Here is a 16,144-nt window from a genome sequence, read left to right on the forward strand (position 1 = left end):
CCCAACAAAATACAACTGAGCCGAAACTCGGGGAAATATCTAACTCTCCTGTGATAACGATTTTATTCATCCTCGCCGATGGTGTGAGTGATGTCTGTTCACAATCTGCACGACTACGACGAAAAACGCGAAACGTTCGATTGGGACGAGATTTTCGCCGACGCGGACTGGGACGCACCGGAGAACTTGAACATCGCACACGAAGTTTGTGACCGACATGCCGACGACCGGGGAAAGGTCGCGCTCTACTACGCCGGGACGAACGGCGAGCGCGAAACGCTCACGTTCTGGGAACTCGCGGAACAGTCGAACCGGTTTGCGAACGTCCTCTCCGACCTCGTGGACTCCGGCGACCGCGTGTTCTCCTACATGCCGCGGATTCCGGAACATTACGTCGCACTCATTGGGACGCTCAAGGCTGGCGGCGTCTGGGGTGGCGTGAACGAACGATTTGGCCCGGACGGAATCGCGTACCGACTGGACGACTGCGACGCGAAAGTCGTCATCACTACGCCGAAAAACCGTGGAACGATCGAAGATGCGCTGGCGGATGCACCCTCGGTCGAACACGTCATCGTCGTTAGCGACGACGTTGTCAAGAACGACTCGACAGCCAGCCAGACGAAGTCCGGCGACGGAACTGGCATCGAGCAGGGGGACGTTAGCTACCACGCCGCGATGGAGGAAGCGAGTCGGGAGTTCGAAACGGCGGAAACAGGCGGTGAGGACAACGCCCTGTTGTACTACACCAGCGGAACGACTGGACTGGCAAAAGGCGTCCTGCACAAACATCGCTGGGTCGCTGGCGTCGCCGCGACCCAGCGATTCGCGGTGGATTTGCAACCCGGCGATGTGTACTGGTCAACCGGTGACCTCGGGTGGCTAACTGGGCCAATCAACACCCTCGGAGCGTGGTTCTGGGGGACGAGCCTGTTCACCTACGAAGGCGAGTTCGACCCGGAAACGTGGGCCGATTTGCTCGCCGAATTTCCCATCTCCGTCCTGTTCAGCGTCCCGACGGCCTACCGGATGCTCCGCGAAAACGAAGCGGTGTTGAAGGGAAAAAATCTCGACCTGCGTCACGCGCTTTCCATCGGCGAACCGCTTTCGGCGGGCGTGGTGGAGTGGGGCGAAGACACCCTCGGTGTCACCATCCACGACACCTACGGCCAGACCGAGACGGGCAATATGATAATCAACAACTACCCAACGATGGAAATCCGGCCGGGAAGCATGGGCAAACCGCTGCCGGGCATCGAGGCCGCCGTGGTTGACCCGGAAACCGGCGAACAGTTAGAACCGGGCGAGACGGGCGAAATCGCCCAGCGAGGAGAGTATCCCTGCTTCTTTGCGGAATACTGGAACAAGCCCGAAAAGACCGCGTCGTGCTTTGTCAATGATTGGTACCTCTCCGGCGATCTGGGCCATCTGGACGAGGACGGCTACTTCTGGTTCGAGGGGCGCGCCGACGACGTTATCATCAGCGCTGGCTACCGAATCGGCCCGTTCGAGGTCGAAAGTTCGCTCGGCGAACACCCCGCCGTCGCCGAATCCGCCGTCGTGCCGAAATCCCACCGAGAGCGCGGCAATATCGTGAAGGCCTACGTCGTCCTGAGCGAGAGCGCGGAAGCGAGTTCCGACCTCGCCGAAGACATCAAAACCCACGTCAAAGAAGAGTTGTCCGCCCACGAATACCCCCGCGAGGTCGAGTTCGTGGACGAACTGCCGAAGACGGTGACCGGGAAGATTCGTCGAACCGAACTGCGCGACCAGACCGAGGACTGAGAATCAACACCGATTACCAAATCTTTGGAACGAGTCGGTACGGCGTTTCCGTGGCGTAGTTGCGATAGTCGTCGCCGAGTTCCTCCCGGAGGGCACGCTCTTCGACGGAAATTCGGTATCCGTAGCCCACGAGTCCGGGCAGCAGGATGATGAGGAAGCTCAGCCAGTTACCCACCGCGATACCAAGACCGACCAGCGACAGCAGTCCGCCCGTATAGGAAGGATGGCGTACCCACCGATACGGCCCGACATCGACCACATCGTCCGTGGAATCGACCGTCACGGTAATCGAGAAATATCGCCCGAGCGTCCACACGGCGTAGCGCCGAATCGCAACCCCGAGCAGGATGGTGACGATTCCGAGCCAGAACACGAGGTATGGATACGGCACGCGAGCAGTTGGAACGAGTTCCATCGCGAGGCTTGCGAACGTGACTCCGACAGCGGTTGCACCCGCAATAGCGCGTTTCGAACCGCGGTCTTGGGTGCCGTCCGATTCCGGATTGTATCGACGCCCGATGAGGTAGTCGGAAGCGACCCAGACAGCGACGGTGGCGAAAAAGACGGACAGATAGGGCTGTTGGAAGGCGACGGGAGAGGGCACGCCGTCGCCTACTCTCTTAAAACTGATATTTCTTCTGGAAGTTCGTGTCGTGGCCGAGTAACTCGACAACCGCAACTCGCCATACCGACGAATCGACCGGAAAATCGAACCGACAACTCAGACTCAGAACGTTTCGTCACGAACTTCGACGCCGACCTGTTCGCGTGCCATATCGAAATTGCTCGTGGACGCGACCGTCCCGAGCGCCGCCTCGTACTGATTCACGGAAAGGACGAACTCGTCGGGCATAACGTCCGGATTGTCGGCAGGTGGGCCGTAGTCCGGCATGGGAAGCAGTGTCCCATCGCCGAGGTCGAGGAGGTCGATTTGGTCGAACGGGGCGTCGTCGTGAAACAGGCGGTATTTCGCCCGTCGGAGGGTGTCACCCGAAGACCTGTCGTTCCACGGGGCGGATGCGGGCGACCACTCGCCGATTCGCTCCACCGTGATGCCGCGGGTCGGATAGGTGAACGAATCCGGTGCACCGTCCGTCTGCCAGTCGCTCGGGTTCGAGTCGAGCACCGCCTGCTTGAGGTCGGTGTTACTCATACCAGTTCGTTCCGTCACCGATAGGAAATAACTATTTGCCGTCGAATTATGTATTTACTTTCAATGCTTTCAGATGCAAGGTTTACCCTGTGGTTCTCGGCCCGTTTCTGTCGCCGGTAGTTTGATGGCCGAATCGGTCGTTGGTTAGTTCTCATTTCCGACCATGCCACCGAACCGACGCCCCATCTACATCGGCACCGACACCGAAGACGCGGTTTGTGAGCGACACGGCGCGATGAAGGAGAAAACGCCGGTCGTCACCTTCGACGAACACATTCACGCGCTCAAGGAACCGGTGTCGGTTCGCAGTTGTCCCGATTGCTGTCTCGAACTCATGCGCGAAAGCGGTGGCCCGACCGCGAGCGAGGAAGACGCCTTCGAAGCCTGCTGGCGGCAGTTAGTCGATGAGGGCTGGCGCAACGGGTTGGAGCGACTGTTCACCGACCTCGGACGCGGCGCGGTCGATGACGGAACGATTTACCTCCACGAAACGGTCGATTCCGCCGCAGTACCAGCGTATCTGCGCGACGCCGACGATTGGAACGTTCGATTGCGGGAAAATTGACGCCACAGTGTCGCTTCGACGTTCCAGTTGGATTTTCAAAACACGATGATACTGTCTCAATCTTGTATACTTTCCAACATTCTAAAGCATATCGCCGTCCATACCGACTAGACAAGGTGTGACAGGATGCGTCGTTCCGACGACTGACGATTGTAGACAGAGCACGTCTAAGCGCCACAGCAGCAAAGCACACTACATTACGCAGGAAGTCGATTCCCATGCCGAACACGCTACGGTTCCTCTCCGCGGTCATCCAGCAACTCCCGGTTCCTGACGCGCAGGTACTGCTATCGACGTTTCTGCTCGTGGTTCTCGTCTTCGTCACGTGGATTCTCTGGAAAGTCGCGCCGCGGTTGAAGCGTCGGATGAATCCCCGTCTGGTAGACGTTCTCTTGCTCACCACGAGCGGACTCGCCGCGGTTTTCATCGGACAGTACACCCTCGCGCTCTGGACGGACGACGCCGCACCCGCCCCGCAAGTCGATGTGTTCTCACAGCTCACCTCGGCGGGCGTTCGACTGGCGATTACCTTCGGCGTCCTCGCGGCGGCCTACGTCGGCGCGGGAATGTTCGTCCGCGTCATCGACCGATTCATCACGCAAAGCGGGCAGATAACCGGCCATCAAGGGGAGGTCATCGCCCGAGTCGGGGAGGTTTGTGTCTACCTTCTCGCCGGACTTCTCTTGTTAGGCGTGTGGCGGGTCGATGTTCGCGCCTTCCTCATCGGGGCCGGATTCCTCGGCATCATCATCGGCTTGGCGGCGAACGAAACCCTGAGTTCGCTGATTGCCGGATTCACGCTCATGTTCTCGCGCCCGTTCGAAATCGGCGACTGGATACGGATTCCAATCGAGGGAAACGAGGACGACGAAGGAATCGTCACGGACATCACGCTGTTTACCACCCGAATCGAGACGTTCTCGGGAGAGTACGTCATCATCCCGAACGACGTGGTCGGCTCTTCTACCATCACGAACTACGGGCGAAAGGGCCGACTTCGACTCGAAGTCGAAGTCGGCATCGACTACTCGACAGACCCCTACCGGGCGATTGAAATCGCCGAGCGAACGATGACGGACGTTACGGCCATCTTGGAAGTTCCACGGCCTCGCGCGATTTTGACGGGGTTCGGCGACTCCGCCATCCTTCTCGAACTCCGATTCTGGATAGACCGACCGAGCAGTCGTCGGAAGTGGCGCGCAATCACCGCGGTCGTCGCCGACGTGAAAACCGCCTACGACCGGGACGGAATCGAGATTCCCTTCCCACAGCGGGCGCTTTCCACGCGCAAAGAGACCGGTTTTCGCGTCGTAGACGGCCGAGAACGACGGGAGACAGAACAAGAACGACGAATCGAGTGAGGGGCGTCAACGAATATAATTATGAAAATAGCATTTTTGGGTGTTTATGATCGATCTAATATTTGCATCTTTCTATGGAATATATCCCTGTGATATGAGATATGCCAAAGAGTATAGATGCTATACTAAGAAAAATCCCAAAAAAAGTACCGCCGAGTTTTATAACGGCTACAATACTAATCATTGACGAAGAAAGTTTATGATATTCTCCTTTATATGAGATGATTAATCCATTGACTTGTACAGAGTGTGGAGTCTCATATGATTCCCTGACAATCGCTTTTCGTACGATTTGTCGCTCTGTTTCTTTTGGAACTAACTCGGAACCGCCCTTATTATCAAAGTCGTGAATTTGCAGAGAAAGCGCCGCCAGACGACGTTCACCACTGATCTTTGTCGTAGATAAACGATAATCGTTGTATGTTTCATTTATCTGTATCTCGTATAATCCCACATCACGAATGACAAATCTTGGGAACGATTCTTTTTGCTTTTTGTCAAGCTATTCGACGAATTAGGATCGGAAATCGCTTGCGCAACTATTTTCTGATTTTGATTTGAAAGAGAACTGACCTCTACTATGGATTTTTTTCGCTCAGCCGTTGTAACCATTGTAGTTTCCGAAATGGAAGCGCTATCCGGAGAAATATTTTCGGCATGGTATTCAAGCACTGCTGGTCGTTTATCGATTAAAAGTCCGCTCGTTGCCACACCACCCACGATCAAAATGACTCCAATAAAAATTCGGAAGCCGAAATTATTCACCATGTTTTCCTATCCATAGATGAAAGATATTTATAAGATACGCGGTTCGACAAATGTGTATTTGGTAAGACCGAGAAAATACAATTTTAGCTTTGTATGCGTTTCTCGACGGCGAAACGGAAACCGTCGTGCTACAGACCGACGAACGCGTCGCGGAGCGAGTGGTCGGCCACGACAGCGATAGTGTGCGATTCGAACTTTCGGGTCGAACCTACGAAGCCACAATCGAGCGCGAGGGGAACTAGGCGCTCGAACGGCCATCACATTTTTTCCAGACAGTTGCCGCAGTAGTCGGCGTAGCTGGGATTTTCCGCGTCGCAGGTTCGACACCGAAGCGAGGCTTCGGGGCGATTTACGGTCGTAGGGTCACGACTGGCTTTCGAAGAACCGGGCAGGCTGGGACGAAGCAAGGAGTTCGGCACCGAACCGAACTCGCCGTTCACGGTGCGATTGACAAGGTCGTCGTCACGGAGGGTCATCAACCCTCGCCACAATCCGAGGAACAACAACGTCGGCGCAACGGTGAGCACTCCGGCGACGAGTACTCGAAAGAGCGTCTCGGATTTCATGGTATGTCATAGCAACCCAACCATCTTAATAATTGAAGCGGACAGTCGTAGCAGCCACACGTCGTTTTCGTTACCGATACGACATCACAGAAACCGTCCCGCTATTCGTCCGGATTCGTCACCGGATTCCGCGTCTCACAGTACGGACAGCGGTTTCGGAATCGTTCCAAATTCGTCCCGCAGTATCGACACACGTACCCTCCCTCGGGCGGTTCCGTGGTCGTTGCTGACGAAGACCCATTTCTGGAGAACATACCCGCTCGATACGCGAGAACGCCGCCGATGACGAGGACGCCGACGCCGATACCGACGAGAATCGCGCTGTCGATGCCGGTTCCGCCGAGCGGCCCGCCCCGGTCGCCGAAGAACAGTCGTCGTCCGAGCGAGAAGATCAGCAATAGTACGAAAATGCGGAAAATCCGCCCGCCGCCGAACTTCATCCCTCGCATCGTTCCGTCTCTCCGTTCATACATCATCTCAGGAACGAATCGGTATAAGCACTCGGTGCGCCGACGTCCGCCGAAAACTCACTCGTCACCGAACAGCACAGGTTCGCTGTCGGTGGTTTGTTCGTCAAGGATGAGCGGAACCGGTGGCCCCCAGAGATACCGATGCTGACCGCCGCAGTGCGAACAGTCGTAGGTTGCGATTCCCTCGCCGTCGTCCACGTTCGAGTCCCACTCATCCGGGTCGGTTTCCTCGGTCGCCAGCAGTTCCATCGTCTCTGGACACCGAATCTCGATGTTGTGGTCGCTCTTTCTCTGCGAGTTCTTTTTCGCGTTACTTCGGCTGAAGGGGTTGAGTCGGTTGAGCATGGTTACCGTACGTTCGCGTACACAGCAATGCAGGTATGTGCCGACCGAACACTAATCCGTCGGTGCAGGTCGAGATATGTCACACGAAACGTGACTTCGAAACACAGAGAATATTATCCGTGCTGCGGTTTGAAAATATTGGCGATTCGCCCGACGAATGAGTTCCGCGCTTCCGTCTCCTCCACGATTTCGTACTCGCGCCGGAGCGTATCGTTTTTCGTCAGTCGGAGGACTGACACCCCCTTCTCGGCAACCATCTCGGAGACGTCGTTGCCGACGATTTCCCCCGACGTGGTGACGAGCGTCGCGCGTGCGTTCGCGTCGGCCGCGACGGATTGCAGTTCTCGAACGTCCGCTTCGTCCGGTCGTTCGTGAATTGCGCCGACGACGCGGTCGTCGAGCAGGTCGTCGTGCGCGAAGACGTGAACCGGAACCGACTCCCCCGACCGGTTTTCGACCGTCGTGTCGATTTCCGTTTCGAGCGTTCTCGTTTCCAAAATCTCGACCAGTAGTTGCCGCGCGGTCAACTGCTTTTCCACCCAGTTCGTACCCTCATCGCTGATATAGTAGCGATACAGAATTCGCTCGATGGTTTGGAGTGGTTGGGAAACGAGGAGGCATTCACGACAACGGAGTCGATGCGCGGGTCTTTCGAACGCGGTTTCGCAGTCCTCGCAGATGTGAACCGCTTCGGAATCGAGTTGGGAAAGCGATTCCAGCGTCGTCTCACAGTCGGGGCAGGCCACCCCGTCCTCGCCGACGAACTGCCCGCGCAGTCCGTCGTAGCCACAGTCGGAGTGGATGTATCGTTCGGTTCGAATCGTCTGCGGCGATTCGCACGTCGGACACGCCGTGGTGTACTGCATCCCCTTCGCCTCACAGCGCGGGCAGATGTACTGTTTTTCCTGAAACTCACGGTACAGGAGGTCGCGTTCCGCCAGCGTTTCCAACACGTCGAACGTCTCCCCGTCTCGGTCGTCCAACTGCTGTGTCGCGTCGGGATAGGTGACTTCCCCCGTATCCACGTCCAGCGTCGGTCGAACCTCGTCCAGCGAACCCTCCCAAAGAGCGGTCAACAGCCGTACCGTTCCCGGCGAAGCCATGCTCTCACACGATGGGAAGCGGGTATTTAGTAATGATTCGGCTACTCGTTAGGACGTTTCAATCGTGGGTCGTATTTTGTGGTCGGTCGCGTAAACGGTCTTTCGTGGGGTTTTGTCGGGGTTTCGGTTCGGGCAGACCGCGCTGTCGATTCGTAGGTCGTGGTTACGGACGTTGTGGGGTAGTTCAGGAATCGGCTGAATTACTTCGTAGAGTCTCGATGCTGGTTCGCATTTCTTCGTGGGTTGGTTACGAAACACAACTTCTCCGTTTTCAGGAGATAACAAATCCCGACTCCAAACACTACAACCGCGCCACGCCCTCCCCAACCAACTCCCTCGTTCACATTCGTTCACTCAGTCGCCCCTCGCGCGGGCAAACCTCCGAACGGAGGTTCGCCTCCGCGCGCCACCGCACAAATTCGGATTGTACGAATTTTCACATACTCTCCGGCGCGTGCATTGGGAGGCCTGCGGATTATCCGCAGGCCTCTTGATTACCGCGCGAGGGACGACCAAAACGAGCGAAAGCGAGTGCGGGAGTCGGTTGGGGAGGGCGTGGCGCGGTTGCGGTGGCGGTTTCAGTGGAGTCGGTAATTGCTAACAACGACAAGCGAAAAACAAAGTCCGAAACGACAGAGTTCGAACCGAGAAAACCATGCTCTTGCGATGCGGTTGCAACATGTCTTCACTACATGTTCTCACCCAAACGATGTATCCGATTCCGTAGTTTCTTGCCCCTGCTTACCAAACGACCCGACATGTCACGAGCTGTCGTCGTCGGGGCAGGGATGACGGACTTCGGCCCCCACGACCAACCGATAGAGGAACTGTTCGCGGACGCCGCCTTCGCGTCTATCGACGACGCTTCTGTCTCGTTGGACGAAATCGACGCCTTCTACTTCGGCAACGCGCTGGGTGGCCAAGCCGAATCCGACACACACCTCGCACCGAAACTGGCGACCCACATCGGCCTGCAAGGCATCCCCTGCCAGCGATTCGAGGACGCCTGTGCGACCTCCTCGAACGCGTTCAAACACGCCGTTCAAGCCGTCGAATCTGGAATCCACGACGTTGCACTGGTCGGCGGTGCGGAACGATGTACGCCCGAAACCGGCCTCGGAACCGGCGAGATGACGAAAATCTTTGCCAGCGCGGCCCACCGACAGTACGAGCAACCCGCCGGACTGACTTTCCCCGGCGTGTTCGCACTGCTCACGAAACGCCACATGCACGAGTACGGGACGACCGAGGCGCAACTCGCCGAAGTCGCCGTGAAAAATCATCACCACGGGCAGTTCAATCCCCACGCGCATTTCGGCAAGGATACGACCGTCGAGGCGGTTCTCGACAGCCCAATCGTCGCAGACCCGTTCCACCTCATGGACTGCTGTCCGTTTTCGGACGGCGCGTCCGCGGTGGTCGTCGTCTCCTCCGACCTCGCGGCAAACTTCGCGGGCGAACCGGTTGACGTGACCGGCGTCGGCCACCGCACCGACGCGATTCCGCTGGCGGACAAGACATCGCTTTCCGCGACGCAGTCCGCCCGCGACGCCGCGCGGGAGGCATACGAGCAAGCCGGAATCCGAGCAGAGAACGTCGATTTCGCTGAAGTCCACGATTGTTTCACGGGTGCGGAGGTGCTGGCCATCGAGGCGCTGGGGCTGTTCGAAGACGGGAGAGGCGGAGCGGCAACCGGCGAGGGCCGAACCTACATCGACGGGGAACTCCCAGTGAATCCCAGTGGCGGCCTGAAATCTAAGGGACACCCAATCGGTGCGACCGGAACCGCCCAAATCGTGGAGTTGACGAAACAACTCCGCGGAACCGCCGGTGAGCGGCAAGTCGAGGATGCGAAAACGGGAATCGCGCACAACCTCGGCGGCGACGCCGGAACCACCGTCGTCACCGTCATGGAGGAACGAGTATGACGAGCGAACATTCGGACGACAACAGAAACACGGAAGTCGGCCTGACCTACGCGGAGTGGCGAGAACAGCTCGAATCGGGGAACCTCGTCGGCCTCGAATGTTCCTCGTGTGGCCACGTCACCGCGACCCCAAAGCGGGCGTGTGGCGAGTGCGGCGGCCGGAATCTCGAACTCCACGACCTTCCGGAAACGGGTGCAGTTCACAGCGAAACGACGATTACGGTTCCGCCGGTGGGTGTCGAAGGCCCCTATCAGGTCGCAATCGTGGATTTGGGCGATGCACACCTTCTCGGACGGATCGAGGGGAGCGTCGAAATCGAGGACGAGGTGGCGTTCACCACGACAATCGAAATCGAAGGGATGCCCGCCCCGGTGTTCTCACCGCTCGATTGAGTAGTTTCACCGCTAACAAATAACTAGTTGTTCGAACTATCCGCAACAATTTTACGGCAGTAATCTGCGATTATACCAATGTCTGCTGAACGACTATCGACTGGCATCCGTGGCCTCGACACCGTTTTCAACGGTGGACTCACCGCAGAACGGTCGTACGTCCTTCGTGGCGACGCTGGTGCGGGAAAGACGCTCGTTGGACTTCGTTTTCTCGAAGCGGGCCTCGAACAGGGCGAAACGTCCTTGTTCGTTCACTGCTCGCAAAATCCCGACGAACTCCAAGAAAAGGCCGATTCGGTCGGAATCGACACCGATGACATCTCGTTTCTGGACGTGCGTGCCGAGACGAAACCCGCCGACGAGCCGCGTGAAACGTTCGTCGCGGACGTTTCCGATGCCGACCTCGTCGGTCGTATCGCCGAGCGCATCTCCGCACTCGACCCCGACCGCGTCGTCGTTGACCCGGTGACGAGGCTTCGTCACCTCTTTTCGGATTCTGCGCGGTATCGGGAGGAACTCGTCGGTCTGGCGCGACATCTCAAAGAGCGCGGCGCGACGGTCGTGTTTACGTGCCGTACCGACCGATACGGAGAAGTGCTGTCGTTCGTTGACGATGGACGACTCGAACTCCGTCGAGACGAGCGCGCTCGAACGCTCACCGTTCCGAAAGCTCCGAAAAGCGCCCGAGAGGGAGTACACGGACTGCAGATTTCCGACGACGGCATCGCGGTCTTTCCCGCACTCGACCCCGAAGTGCACGAACGCGACTTCCAACCTGAAAGTCTCTCGTCGGGTATTCCGCAGGTAGACCAACTGCTCGACGGCGGTATCGAGCGCGGAACCACGACAGTAATCAGCGGGGCGACCGGCGTCGGAAAAACCACGTTCGCAACGCAGTTCATGAAAGAGGCCGCGGGTCGCGGTGAACGCTCGGTCATCTACATGTTCGAAGAGAGCACAGAAACGTTCCGCGAGCGGAGCGAAGCCATCAACGTGCCAGTGAAACGAATGGTCGATTCCGATTCGCTCCAACTGGAGGAGATAGAACCCGTAAAGCGCTCGTCGGTCGAATTTGCGAACATGGTTCGGCGCGAAGTCGAAACCCACGAGACGGACATCGTGATGATAGACGGTATCGAGGGCTACAATGTCTCGCTCCGCGACGACCGACTGAATCTCGTCGAGACGATGCAGGCACTCTGTCGGTATCTCAAAAACATGGGTGTGACGGTCATTCTCATCACCGAGCACGATTCGATGACCGGACAGGTCAAAGCGACCGGCGAGGGAATCAGCTATCTCGCGGACAACATCATCCTCTTACAGCATCTCGAACTGGGAGGCGAACTACGAAAGGCAATCGGCGTCCTGAAAAAGCGAACCAGCGATTACGAACGCTTCCTTCGGGAGTTCAGTATCACGAAGAACGGAATCAAGGTCGGAGAGCCGATGGATAACCTGCAAGGAATACTCACCGGAATGCCTCGAATCGACGACGACTCCGGATAAATCGAACAGGGCGTAGACGCATCGAGCACTACGAAATGTAAAATAATGGGGTGGAACTTCGACCTACAACCGACATTGTTATATGTTACCAGTGTCAGTTTGCATCCAACGGGAGCATGGGAATAACACTCACACTCGCATCATTCTGGGAAACGATTCGTTGGCTTGGAACGACAGTCCCGTTTTTCGCGCTACTCCCGACGTTCATCGGAATGCTCGTCGTCATGAAGATGTTCATGGCCGACCTTTCGTTCGAACTGCCGGTTCCAACGCCCCACGACGGCGAATACCAGTTTGACCCGGACGATTTCGAATAACCTCGGCTTGCACTGTCGGGCACAACCGGTTTTACACTCCCATCCGAAACCCAATCTGAAACGACCGGACGAACATCCCGAAACCCCAGCGGCAACTGACGCAATGACAAACTCAGCACTCGACGAACGGACTGGCGACGACGACCGCGAAATCGTCTTCGCAATCGACGAAACGCCTGACGACCGATGTCCCGACCGGGCGATTATCGCGGACATTACTCAGGACGACGTGTGGCTTGCAGTAGACCTGCCGGACGCACTGGCGCTTGCAAACTGGCGGTAGTCGGGAACCGAACGGTCTACAACCCACTGTACCGGGTTGTATCACATTTTTGTGAGGTCGCACCACAACGGTTAGGACGAATAGCGTGGTATCTCTTTTCATGGGTGGGGAACGAATAGCGACGCCAAACCGCGTGCAGGTACTCTTTTTGCTGACCGCGGTACTGCTCGGATTGGGATACGTCGCGATGAAGGTCGGACTGTCGTACATTCCGCCACTGCTGTTCGCGGCGTTTCGAATCGACATCGCGGCGATTCTGCTGTTGGCTTACGTGATGCTTCGGACGGACGATTGGCGACCACGCACCCGACAGGACGTACTTGGGATACTGGCGGGCGGCGTGTTCTTCACGTTCGGTAGCTTGGCGTTCCTCTTCATCGGATTGCAGGGGACGACCAGCGGCGTGGCGGCAATCATCTACAGTTTAGACCCAGTGCTGACGATTGCGCTCGCGGCGTTCCTCCTCGCGGACGAACGACTTTCCCGATTCGGTCTGGTCGGCGTCCTCGTCGCACTAGTCGGCGTCGGCATCGTCGTCCAACCGAATCCCAGTCGCTTCGTCTCCGGAAACCTGCTCGGAGAGGAGTACATCCTCCTCGGCGTCGTGAGCCTCGCCATCGGCGGAATCCTCATTCGCTGGTCGAACCACGAACTCGGAGAGTTGGCAGTGGCCGCGTGGTCGATGGCCGTCGCCGCACCTGCGATGCACATCGTGAGTATCGGAACCGGCAAATCGATCGCATCGGTCGAACCGACGTTGACCGCCCTCGTCGCCCTCCTGTACGTCGGCGTGTTCATGACTGCGGTCGGATACAGCGCATACTTCACGCTCATCGAAGACATCGGCGCGGTTCGCGCCAGTTTCGTCCAGTATCTCATCCCGGTCGTCGCGTCGGTCGCCGGGTGGCTCGTGCTGAGCGAACGACTGCCGCCCGAGGCGCTTTTCGGCTATTTGGTTATTTTCGTCGGCTTCCTCCTGTTGAATTTCGAAGCTGTGAAAACGGCCGTCGGACGCGTTCGACAGACGACCGAATCGGCAGAAACGCAATGACGAACGCGTAGACGGCGCGTAGGTTCGAAATCCATGCATCACTACATCAACGTTCGTGTGACCTAATTTGCCACGTCGAATGGTACAACCCTTACAAAGGTACACATATCACGAAATGCGACTGTACAACTGGGAAAAGACAAATCTGTTAGCTTGAAATAACTTTAACACCCTCCTGTGAGTGGCGGGAAACGATGTCTGGAATCAGAAAATCTCCTGAGATTCCCCAATCGGTTCCCAAACTAGAAGCCGAACTCATCCGCGACGCGTATGAGACAGCACAGCGCGGTCGTCGCGGCCGCGACGACCGCGCTGGGGACGGCACAGCTATCGATCTCTCGGATGCAGAGCAGCAGGATTTCCGCCGACGAATGCTCGACATCGGCGTCTCGGAGGAGACGCTTTCCGAACTCGGTTTCGACGCCGAATAACGCTCTCCCTCTTTCGTACCCGATTTTTCTCGATTCGGCAGCGATTGCATTCGACAGCGACTATTTTGCATCGACCCGAACGATTAACCCCCCGTTCATCCGGGATTCACGCATGGACGTTTCGTTCGAAGACCTCGAAGCATTGGTCGAGACGCCCGGTGCGCCCGGAAACGAGTACGCCGTCGCCGACAGATTCGCCGAACTAATCGAACCCCACGTAGACGACGTTTCGTTCGACGCGATGGGCAACGTCACCGCGACGAGCGACGGGAGCGAGGACACCGACTTCGAAATCATGCTCGCGGCCCACACCGACGAACTGGGCTTTCTCGTAGACCGGGTAGACGAAGACGGCTTTCTCACGTTCCGAATGCTGGGCGGGCACTACAAAGGAAATCTGTCCGGCCAGCGCGTTCGCGTCGGCCCCGACGGTGTTCCCGGCGTCATCGGCCCGCGCTGTCGCCACTACATGAACAGCGAAGAAAAAGAATCGCTCCCGGAAAAGCTCCGCATCGACATCGGCGCGACTACGCCCGAAGACGTGGCCGAACTCGGCGTCGAACCCGGCGACTACGCGGTGTGGGACTGCGGCGTCACCCGACTCGGAAACGACCGAATCGCGGGCCGGGCGCTGGACGACCGAATCGCGCTTGCAATTTTGCTCGCCCTCGCCCGCGAGGAGGACGTGGACGCGACGGTTCACTACGTCGCCACCGTACAGGAGGAAGTCGGCCTCCGCGGTGCGCGCGCGGCGGGATACACCCTCGACCCGGATGTCGGCATCGCGCTCGAAATCTTCCCGGTGGACGACTACCCCGCCGGGAGAGTAGACGGCGCGAAATCGACGCTAGACGGCGGCCCAGTGGTGGAGTTCGGCGACGGCACGTCGAAGTACCTCTTCGGTGGCGTCATCGTCGACCGCCAAACCAGAACGTGGTTACAGGAGGCCGCGAAGGAGGCAGGCGTCGAAATCCAACACGACTTGATGTTGACCGGTTCGACCGACGCGACCGAACTCCAGCAGGTTCGCGGCGGCCGCCACGCCGGAGCAATCGCGGTTCCCTGCCGGTACTCCCATTCGCCGGTCGAAACGCTCTCAATGGCGGACGCGGCGGAAACTGCCGAGGTTCTGTTATCTGCACTGAACCGCGAGTTTCCGAGTCGAGACGAGATTCGCAGGCCGCGCTGAACTGGATTGAACTGGGATTAGAGTGAATTGAAATGTACCAGCAACCGAGGTGGGTTCCCGTAACGTTCACATCCCTGCTCGCCAACCACCGAACATGCGTCTCCGAGGGCCACAGCGCGGGTGGGAGAAGATTACGCTTGGCGTCTCGCTGCTGTTCGCAGTCGTCGTTTTCGTCGCACTCTCGCTTTCGGGGCAACCGTTTCGCGGCGCGGCGGGCGGCGTGCTCGTCATCGTCGCGGGCATCTGGGAGTGGCGACGAAAAGTGAAAGACCAGATTCGCGCCGAGCAATTGGAATCCGAGGCCGAAGAAAGCCAGCGAAAACGCCGCGGGTAGTCGGTCGAAAGCCGTTGTTCGTTCGAATTCCCACACCCGGATTAGTCGCGCTCCATCGCCCGTTCCAGTTGCGCTATCAGTTCCTCGTTCGAATCCTTCGAATCGGTCGTCGCTCCATCGGATTCATCCTCTGCGCTCGATTCCGTCGATTCGTCTTCCCGTTCGGATTTGCGTAGGCGAGAACGAAGTTCGTCCAACAGCAGTCGAAATCCGTACTCGACAAAACGTGACCAGACTGCCAACGAGACGCCCGACGAACGCGCCTACCCGCGCTCCGAAACGTCCGGAGCGGTCGTTTTTCGGAGTCAAGTTTCGCACGCTTCGGAGCCGAGAGCCGGACTCCTCGGCGTTCGAGCCTCCGGTTTTTGACACGCCGAGTTCTACCGCATCCAGGCCGAGCGTCAATCCGTCGATGTCAGCCTCGACGCCGGAAAGGTCGAGCGACAGGCCGCCGAGACGAAAATGATAGCCGTCCTCCGGAGTGTGGTCTGTGTCTCCGCTCCCGGTGGTTTCGGTACCATCGTCTGTTCCTGTTTCGCCGTTTTTTCCGCCATCTGGAATCACGCGAGCGTCGTTGTTACCGAACATACTGCA

The 16,144-nt window shown here is 57.9% G+C and carries 21 protein-coding genes; 13 read left to right on the top strand and 8 right to left on the bottom strand.

The window, feature by feature from the left end:
- The first annotated feature begins 90 nt into the window (after positions 1–90).
- The gene (locus HL45_RS12455) at positions 91–1,785 is read left to right on the top strand and encodes an acyl-CoA synthetase (protein ID WP_084156915.1); all 1,695 of its coding nucleotides are present in this window, start codon (positions 91–93) and stop codon (positions 1,783–1,785) included.
- A 13-nt stretch (positions 1,786–1,798) separates the two neighbouring features.
- On the opposite strand, the gene HL45_RS12460 is transcribed toward HL45_RS12455, so the two are convergent.
- Entirely contained in the window at positions 1,799–2,389 is a 591-nt protein-coding gene (locus tag HL45_RS12460) for a methyltransferase family protein (RefSeq protein ID WP_049971408.1), read from the bottom strand.
- 123 nt (positions 2,390–2,512) lie between these two features.
- Positions 2,513–2,938 (bottom strand): hypothetical protein, encoded by a 426-nt coding sequence (locus HL45_RS12465; RefSeq protein ID WP_049971409.1) that lies wholly within the window; start codon positions 2,936–2,938, stop codon positions 2,513–2,515.
- 163 nt (positions 2,939–3,101) lie between these two features.
- On the opposite strand from HL45_RS12465, the gene HL45_RS12470 reads away from it, so the two are divergent.
- Positions 3,102–3,503, top strand: coding sequence for a hypothetical protein (locus HL45_RS12470; protein WP_049971410.1), 402 nt, complete (start codon positions 3,102–3,104; stop codon positions 3,501–3,503).
- A gap of 218 nt (positions 3,504–3,721) precedes the next feature.
- Positions 3,722–4,864, top strand: a complete 1,143-nt coding sequence (locus HL45_RS12475; RefSeq protein ID WP_049971411.1) for a mechanosensitive ion channel family protein — start codon at positions 3,722–3,724, stop codon at positions 4,862–4,864.
- Between the two features lie 429 nt (positions 4,865–5,293).
- On the opposite strand, the gene HL45_RS20455 is transcribed toward HL45_RS12475, so the two are convergent.
- Positions 5,294–5,575 carry a hypothetical protein gene (locus tag HL45_RS20455; RefSeq protein WP_144240080.1) on the bottom strand — a complete coding sequence of 94 codons (282 nt, stop codon included), beginning with the start codon at positions 5,573–5,575 and terminating at the stop codon, positions 5,294–5,296.
- Positions 5,576–5,721: 146 nt separating this feature from the next.
- Here HL45_RS20455 and HL45_RS20865 point away from each other — a divergent pair, with 146 nt between their 5' ends.
- Positions 5,722–5,874: a hypothetical protein gene (locus HL45_RS20865; protein ID WP_158413697.1), complete on the top strand. Its 153-nt coding sequence runs from the start codon at positions 5,722–5,724 to the stop codon at positions 5,872–5,874.
- Positions 5,875–5,889: 15 nt separating this feature from the next.
- On the opposite strand, the gene HL45_RS12480 is transcribed toward HL45_RS20865, so the two are convergent.
- From HL45_RS12480 to HL45_RS12495, 4 genes are all read right to left on the bottom strand, one after another.
- Positions 5,890–6,198, bottom strand: a complete 309-nt coding sequence (locus HL45_RS12480) for a hypothetical protein (protein ID WP_049971412.1) — start codon at positions 6,196–6,198, stop codon at positions 5,890–5,892.
- Between the two features lie 101 nt (positions 6,199–6,299).
- Complete coding sequence (locus tag HL45_RS12485) at positions 6,300–6,674, bottom strand: hypothetical protein (RefSeq protein ID WP_144240081.1); 375 nt, start codon at positions 6,672–6,674, stop codon at positions 6,300–6,302.
- A 51-nt stretch (positions 6,675–6,725) separates the two neighbouring features.
- Positions 6,726–7,013, bottom strand: coding sequence for a hypothetical protein (locus HL45_RS12490; RefSeq protein ID WP_049971414.1), 288 nt, complete (start codon positions 7,011–7,013; stop codon positions 6,726–6,728).
- A gap of 113 nt (positions 7,014–7,126) precedes the next feature.
- Complete coding sequence (locus tag HL45_RS12495; protein ID WP_049971415.1) at positions 7,127–8,116, bottom strand: TackOD1 domain-containing metal-binding protein; 990 nt, start codon at positions 8,114–8,116, stop codon at positions 7,127–7,129.
- Between the two features lie 758 nt (positions 8,117–8,874).
- Between HL45_RS12495 and HL45_RS12505 the strand changes: the two genes are divergently transcribed.
- The 9 genes from HL45_RS12505 to HL45_RS12545 all read left to right on the top strand — a co-directional run bounded on the left by HL45_RS12505 (position 8,875) and on the right by HL45_RS12545 (position 15,550).
- Complete coding sequence (locus HL45_RS12505; protein ID WP_084156917.1) at positions 8,875–10,044, top strand: thiolase domain-containing protein; 1,170 nt, start codon at positions 8,875–8,877, stop codon at positions 10,042–10,044.
- Positions 10,041–10,436, top strand: a complete 396-nt coding sequence (locus HL45_RS12510) for a Zn-ribbon domain-containing OB-fold protein (RefSeq protein ID WP_049971418.1) — start codon at positions 10,041–10,043, stop codon at positions 10,434–10,436. The genes HL45_RS12505 and HL45_RS12510 overlap by 4 nt, the downstream gene beginning before the upstream one ends.
- A 78-nt stretch (positions 10,437–10,514) precedes the next feature.
- Complete coding sequence (locus HL45_RS12515) at positions 10,515–11,945, top strand: ATPase domain-containing protein (protein WP_211250854.1); 1,431 nt, start codon at positions 10,515–10,517, stop codon at positions 11,943–11,945.
- A gap of 116 nt (positions 11,946–12,061) precedes the next feature.
- Complete coding sequence (locus HL45_RS12520) at positions 12,062–12,262, top strand: hypothetical protein (protein ID WP_049971421.1); 201 nt, start codon at positions 12,062–12,064, stop codon at positions 12,260–12,262.
- Between the two features lie 103 nt (positions 12,263–12,365).
- Positions 12,366–12,545, top strand: a complete 180-nt coding sequence (locus tag HL45_RS12525; protein WP_049972029.1) for a DUF7556 family protein — start codon at positions 12,366–12,368, stop codon at positions 12,543–12,545.
- Between the two features lie 100 nt (positions 12,546–12,645).
- A complete protein-coding gene (locus HL45_RS12530; protein WP_049971422.1) occupies positions 12,646–13,596 on the top strand; it encodes a DMT family transporter in 951 nt (316 codons plus the stop codon).
- Positions 13,597–13,790: 194 nt separating this feature from the next.
- On the top strand, positions 13,791–14,027 hold the full coding sequence (locus HL45_RS12535; protein WP_049971423.1) for a hypothetical protein: 237 nt from the start codon (positions 13,791–13,793) through the stop codon (positions 14,025–14,027).
- A 112-nt stretch (positions 14,028–14,139) separates the two neighbouring features.
- Positions 14,140–15,216, top strand: a complete 1,077-nt coding sequence (locus HL45_RS12540; protein ID WP_049971424.1) for a M42 family metallopeptidase — start codon at positions 14,140–14,142, stop codon at positions 15,214–15,216.
- A gap of 94 nt (positions 15,217–15,310) precedes the next feature.
- Complete coding sequence (locus HL45_RS12545) at positions 15,311–15,550, top strand: hypothetical protein (RefSeq protein WP_049971425.1); 240 nt, start codon at positions 15,311–15,313, stop codon at positions 15,548–15,550.
- Between the two features lie 123 nt (positions 15,551–15,673).
- Here the strand turns inward: HL45_RS12545 and HL45_RS12550 are convergent, their stop codons facing one another.
- Positions 15,674–16,138, bottom strand: a complete 465-nt coding sequence (locus HL45_RS12550; protein WP_049971426.1) for a hypothetical protein — start codon at positions 16,136–16,138, stop codon at positions 15,674–15,676.
- Positions 16,139–16,144: the final 6 nt, after the last annotated feature.

The sequence above is a fragment of the Haladaptatus cibarius D43 genome (assembly GCF_000710615.1).
In the GTDB taxonomy this organism is placed as follows: domain Archaea; phylum Halobacteriota; class Halobacteria; order Halobacteriales; family Haladaptataceae; genus Haladaptatus; species Haladaptatus cibarius.

Excerpts from the sequence above, each read along its gene's own strand:
- HL45_RS12520 (WP_049971421.1), top strand. The coding sequence starts at position 12,062 with ATGGGAATAACACTCACACTCGCATCATTCTGGGAAACGATTCGTTGG.
- HL45_RS12505 (WP_084156917.1), top strand. The coding sequence starts at position 8,875 with ATGTCACGAGCTGTCGTCGTCGGGGCAGGGATGACGGACTTCGGCCCC.
- HL45_RS12475 (WP_049971411.1), top strand. The coding sequence starts at position 3,722 with ATGCCGAACACGCTACGGTTCCTCTCCGCGGTCATCCAGCAACTCCCG.
- HL45_RS12470 (WP_049971410.1), top strand. The coding sequence starts at position 3,102 with ATGCCACCGAACCGACGCCCCATCTACATCGGCACCGACACCGAAGAC.
- HL45_RS12480 (WP_049971412.1), bottom strand. The coding sequence starts at position 6,198 with ATGAAATCCGAGACGCTCTTTCGAGTACTCGTCGCCGGAGTGCTCACC.
- HL45_RS12510 (WP_049971418.1), top strand. The coding sequence starts at position 10,041 with ATGACGAGCGAACATTCGGACGACAACAGAAACACGGAAGTCGGCCTG.
- HL45_RS12535 (WP_049971423.1), top strand. The coding sequence starts at position 13,791 with ATGTCTGGAATCAGAAAATCTCCTGAGATTCCCCAATCGGTTCCCAAA.
- HL45_RS12490 (WP_049971414.1), bottom strand. The coding sequence starts at position 7,013 with ATGCTCAACCGACTCAACCCCTTCAGCCGAAGTAACGCGAAAAAGAAC.
- HL45_RS12495 (WP_049971415.1), bottom strand. The coding sequence starts at position 8,116 with ATGGCTTCGCCGGGAACGGTACGGCTGTTGACCGCTCTTTGGGAGGGT.
- HL45_RS12515 (WP_211250854.1), top strand. The coding sequence starts at position 10,515 with ATGTCTGCTGAACGACTATCGACTGGCATCCGTGGCCTCGACACCGTT.
- HL45_RS12530 (WP_049971422.1), top strand. The coding sequence starts at position 12,646 with ATGGGTGGGGAACGAATAGCGACGCCAAACCGCGTGCAGGTACTCTTT.
- HL45_RS12550 (WP_049971426.1), bottom strand. The coding sequence starts at position 16,138 with ATGTTCGGTAACAACGACGCTCGCGTGATTCCAGATGGCGGAAAAAAC.
- HL45_RS12485 (WP_144240081.1), bottom strand. The coding sequence starts at position 6,674 with ATGATGTATGAACGGAGAGACGGAACGATGCGAGGGATGAAGTTCGGC.
- HL45_RS12545 (WP_049971425.1), top strand. The coding sequence starts at position 15,311 with ATGCGTCTCCGAGGGCCACAGCGCGGGTGGGAGAAGATTACGCTTGGC.
- HL45_RS12465 (WP_049971409.1), bottom strand. The coding sequence starts at position 2,938 with ATGAGTAACACCGACCTCAAGCAGGCGGTGCTCGACTCGAACCCGAGC.
- HL45_RS12455 (WP_084156915.1), top strand. The coding sequence starts at position 91 with ATGTCTGTTCACAATCTGCACGACTACGACGAAAAACGCGAAACGTTC.
- HL45_RS12525 (WP_049972029.1), top strand. The coding sequence starts at position 12,366 with ATGACAAACTCAGCACTCGACGAACGGACTGGCGACGACGACCGCGAA.
- HL45_RS12540 (WP_049971424.1), top strand. The coding sequence starts at position 14,140 with ATGGACGTTTCGTTCGAAGACCTCGAAGCATTGGTCGAGACGCCCGGT.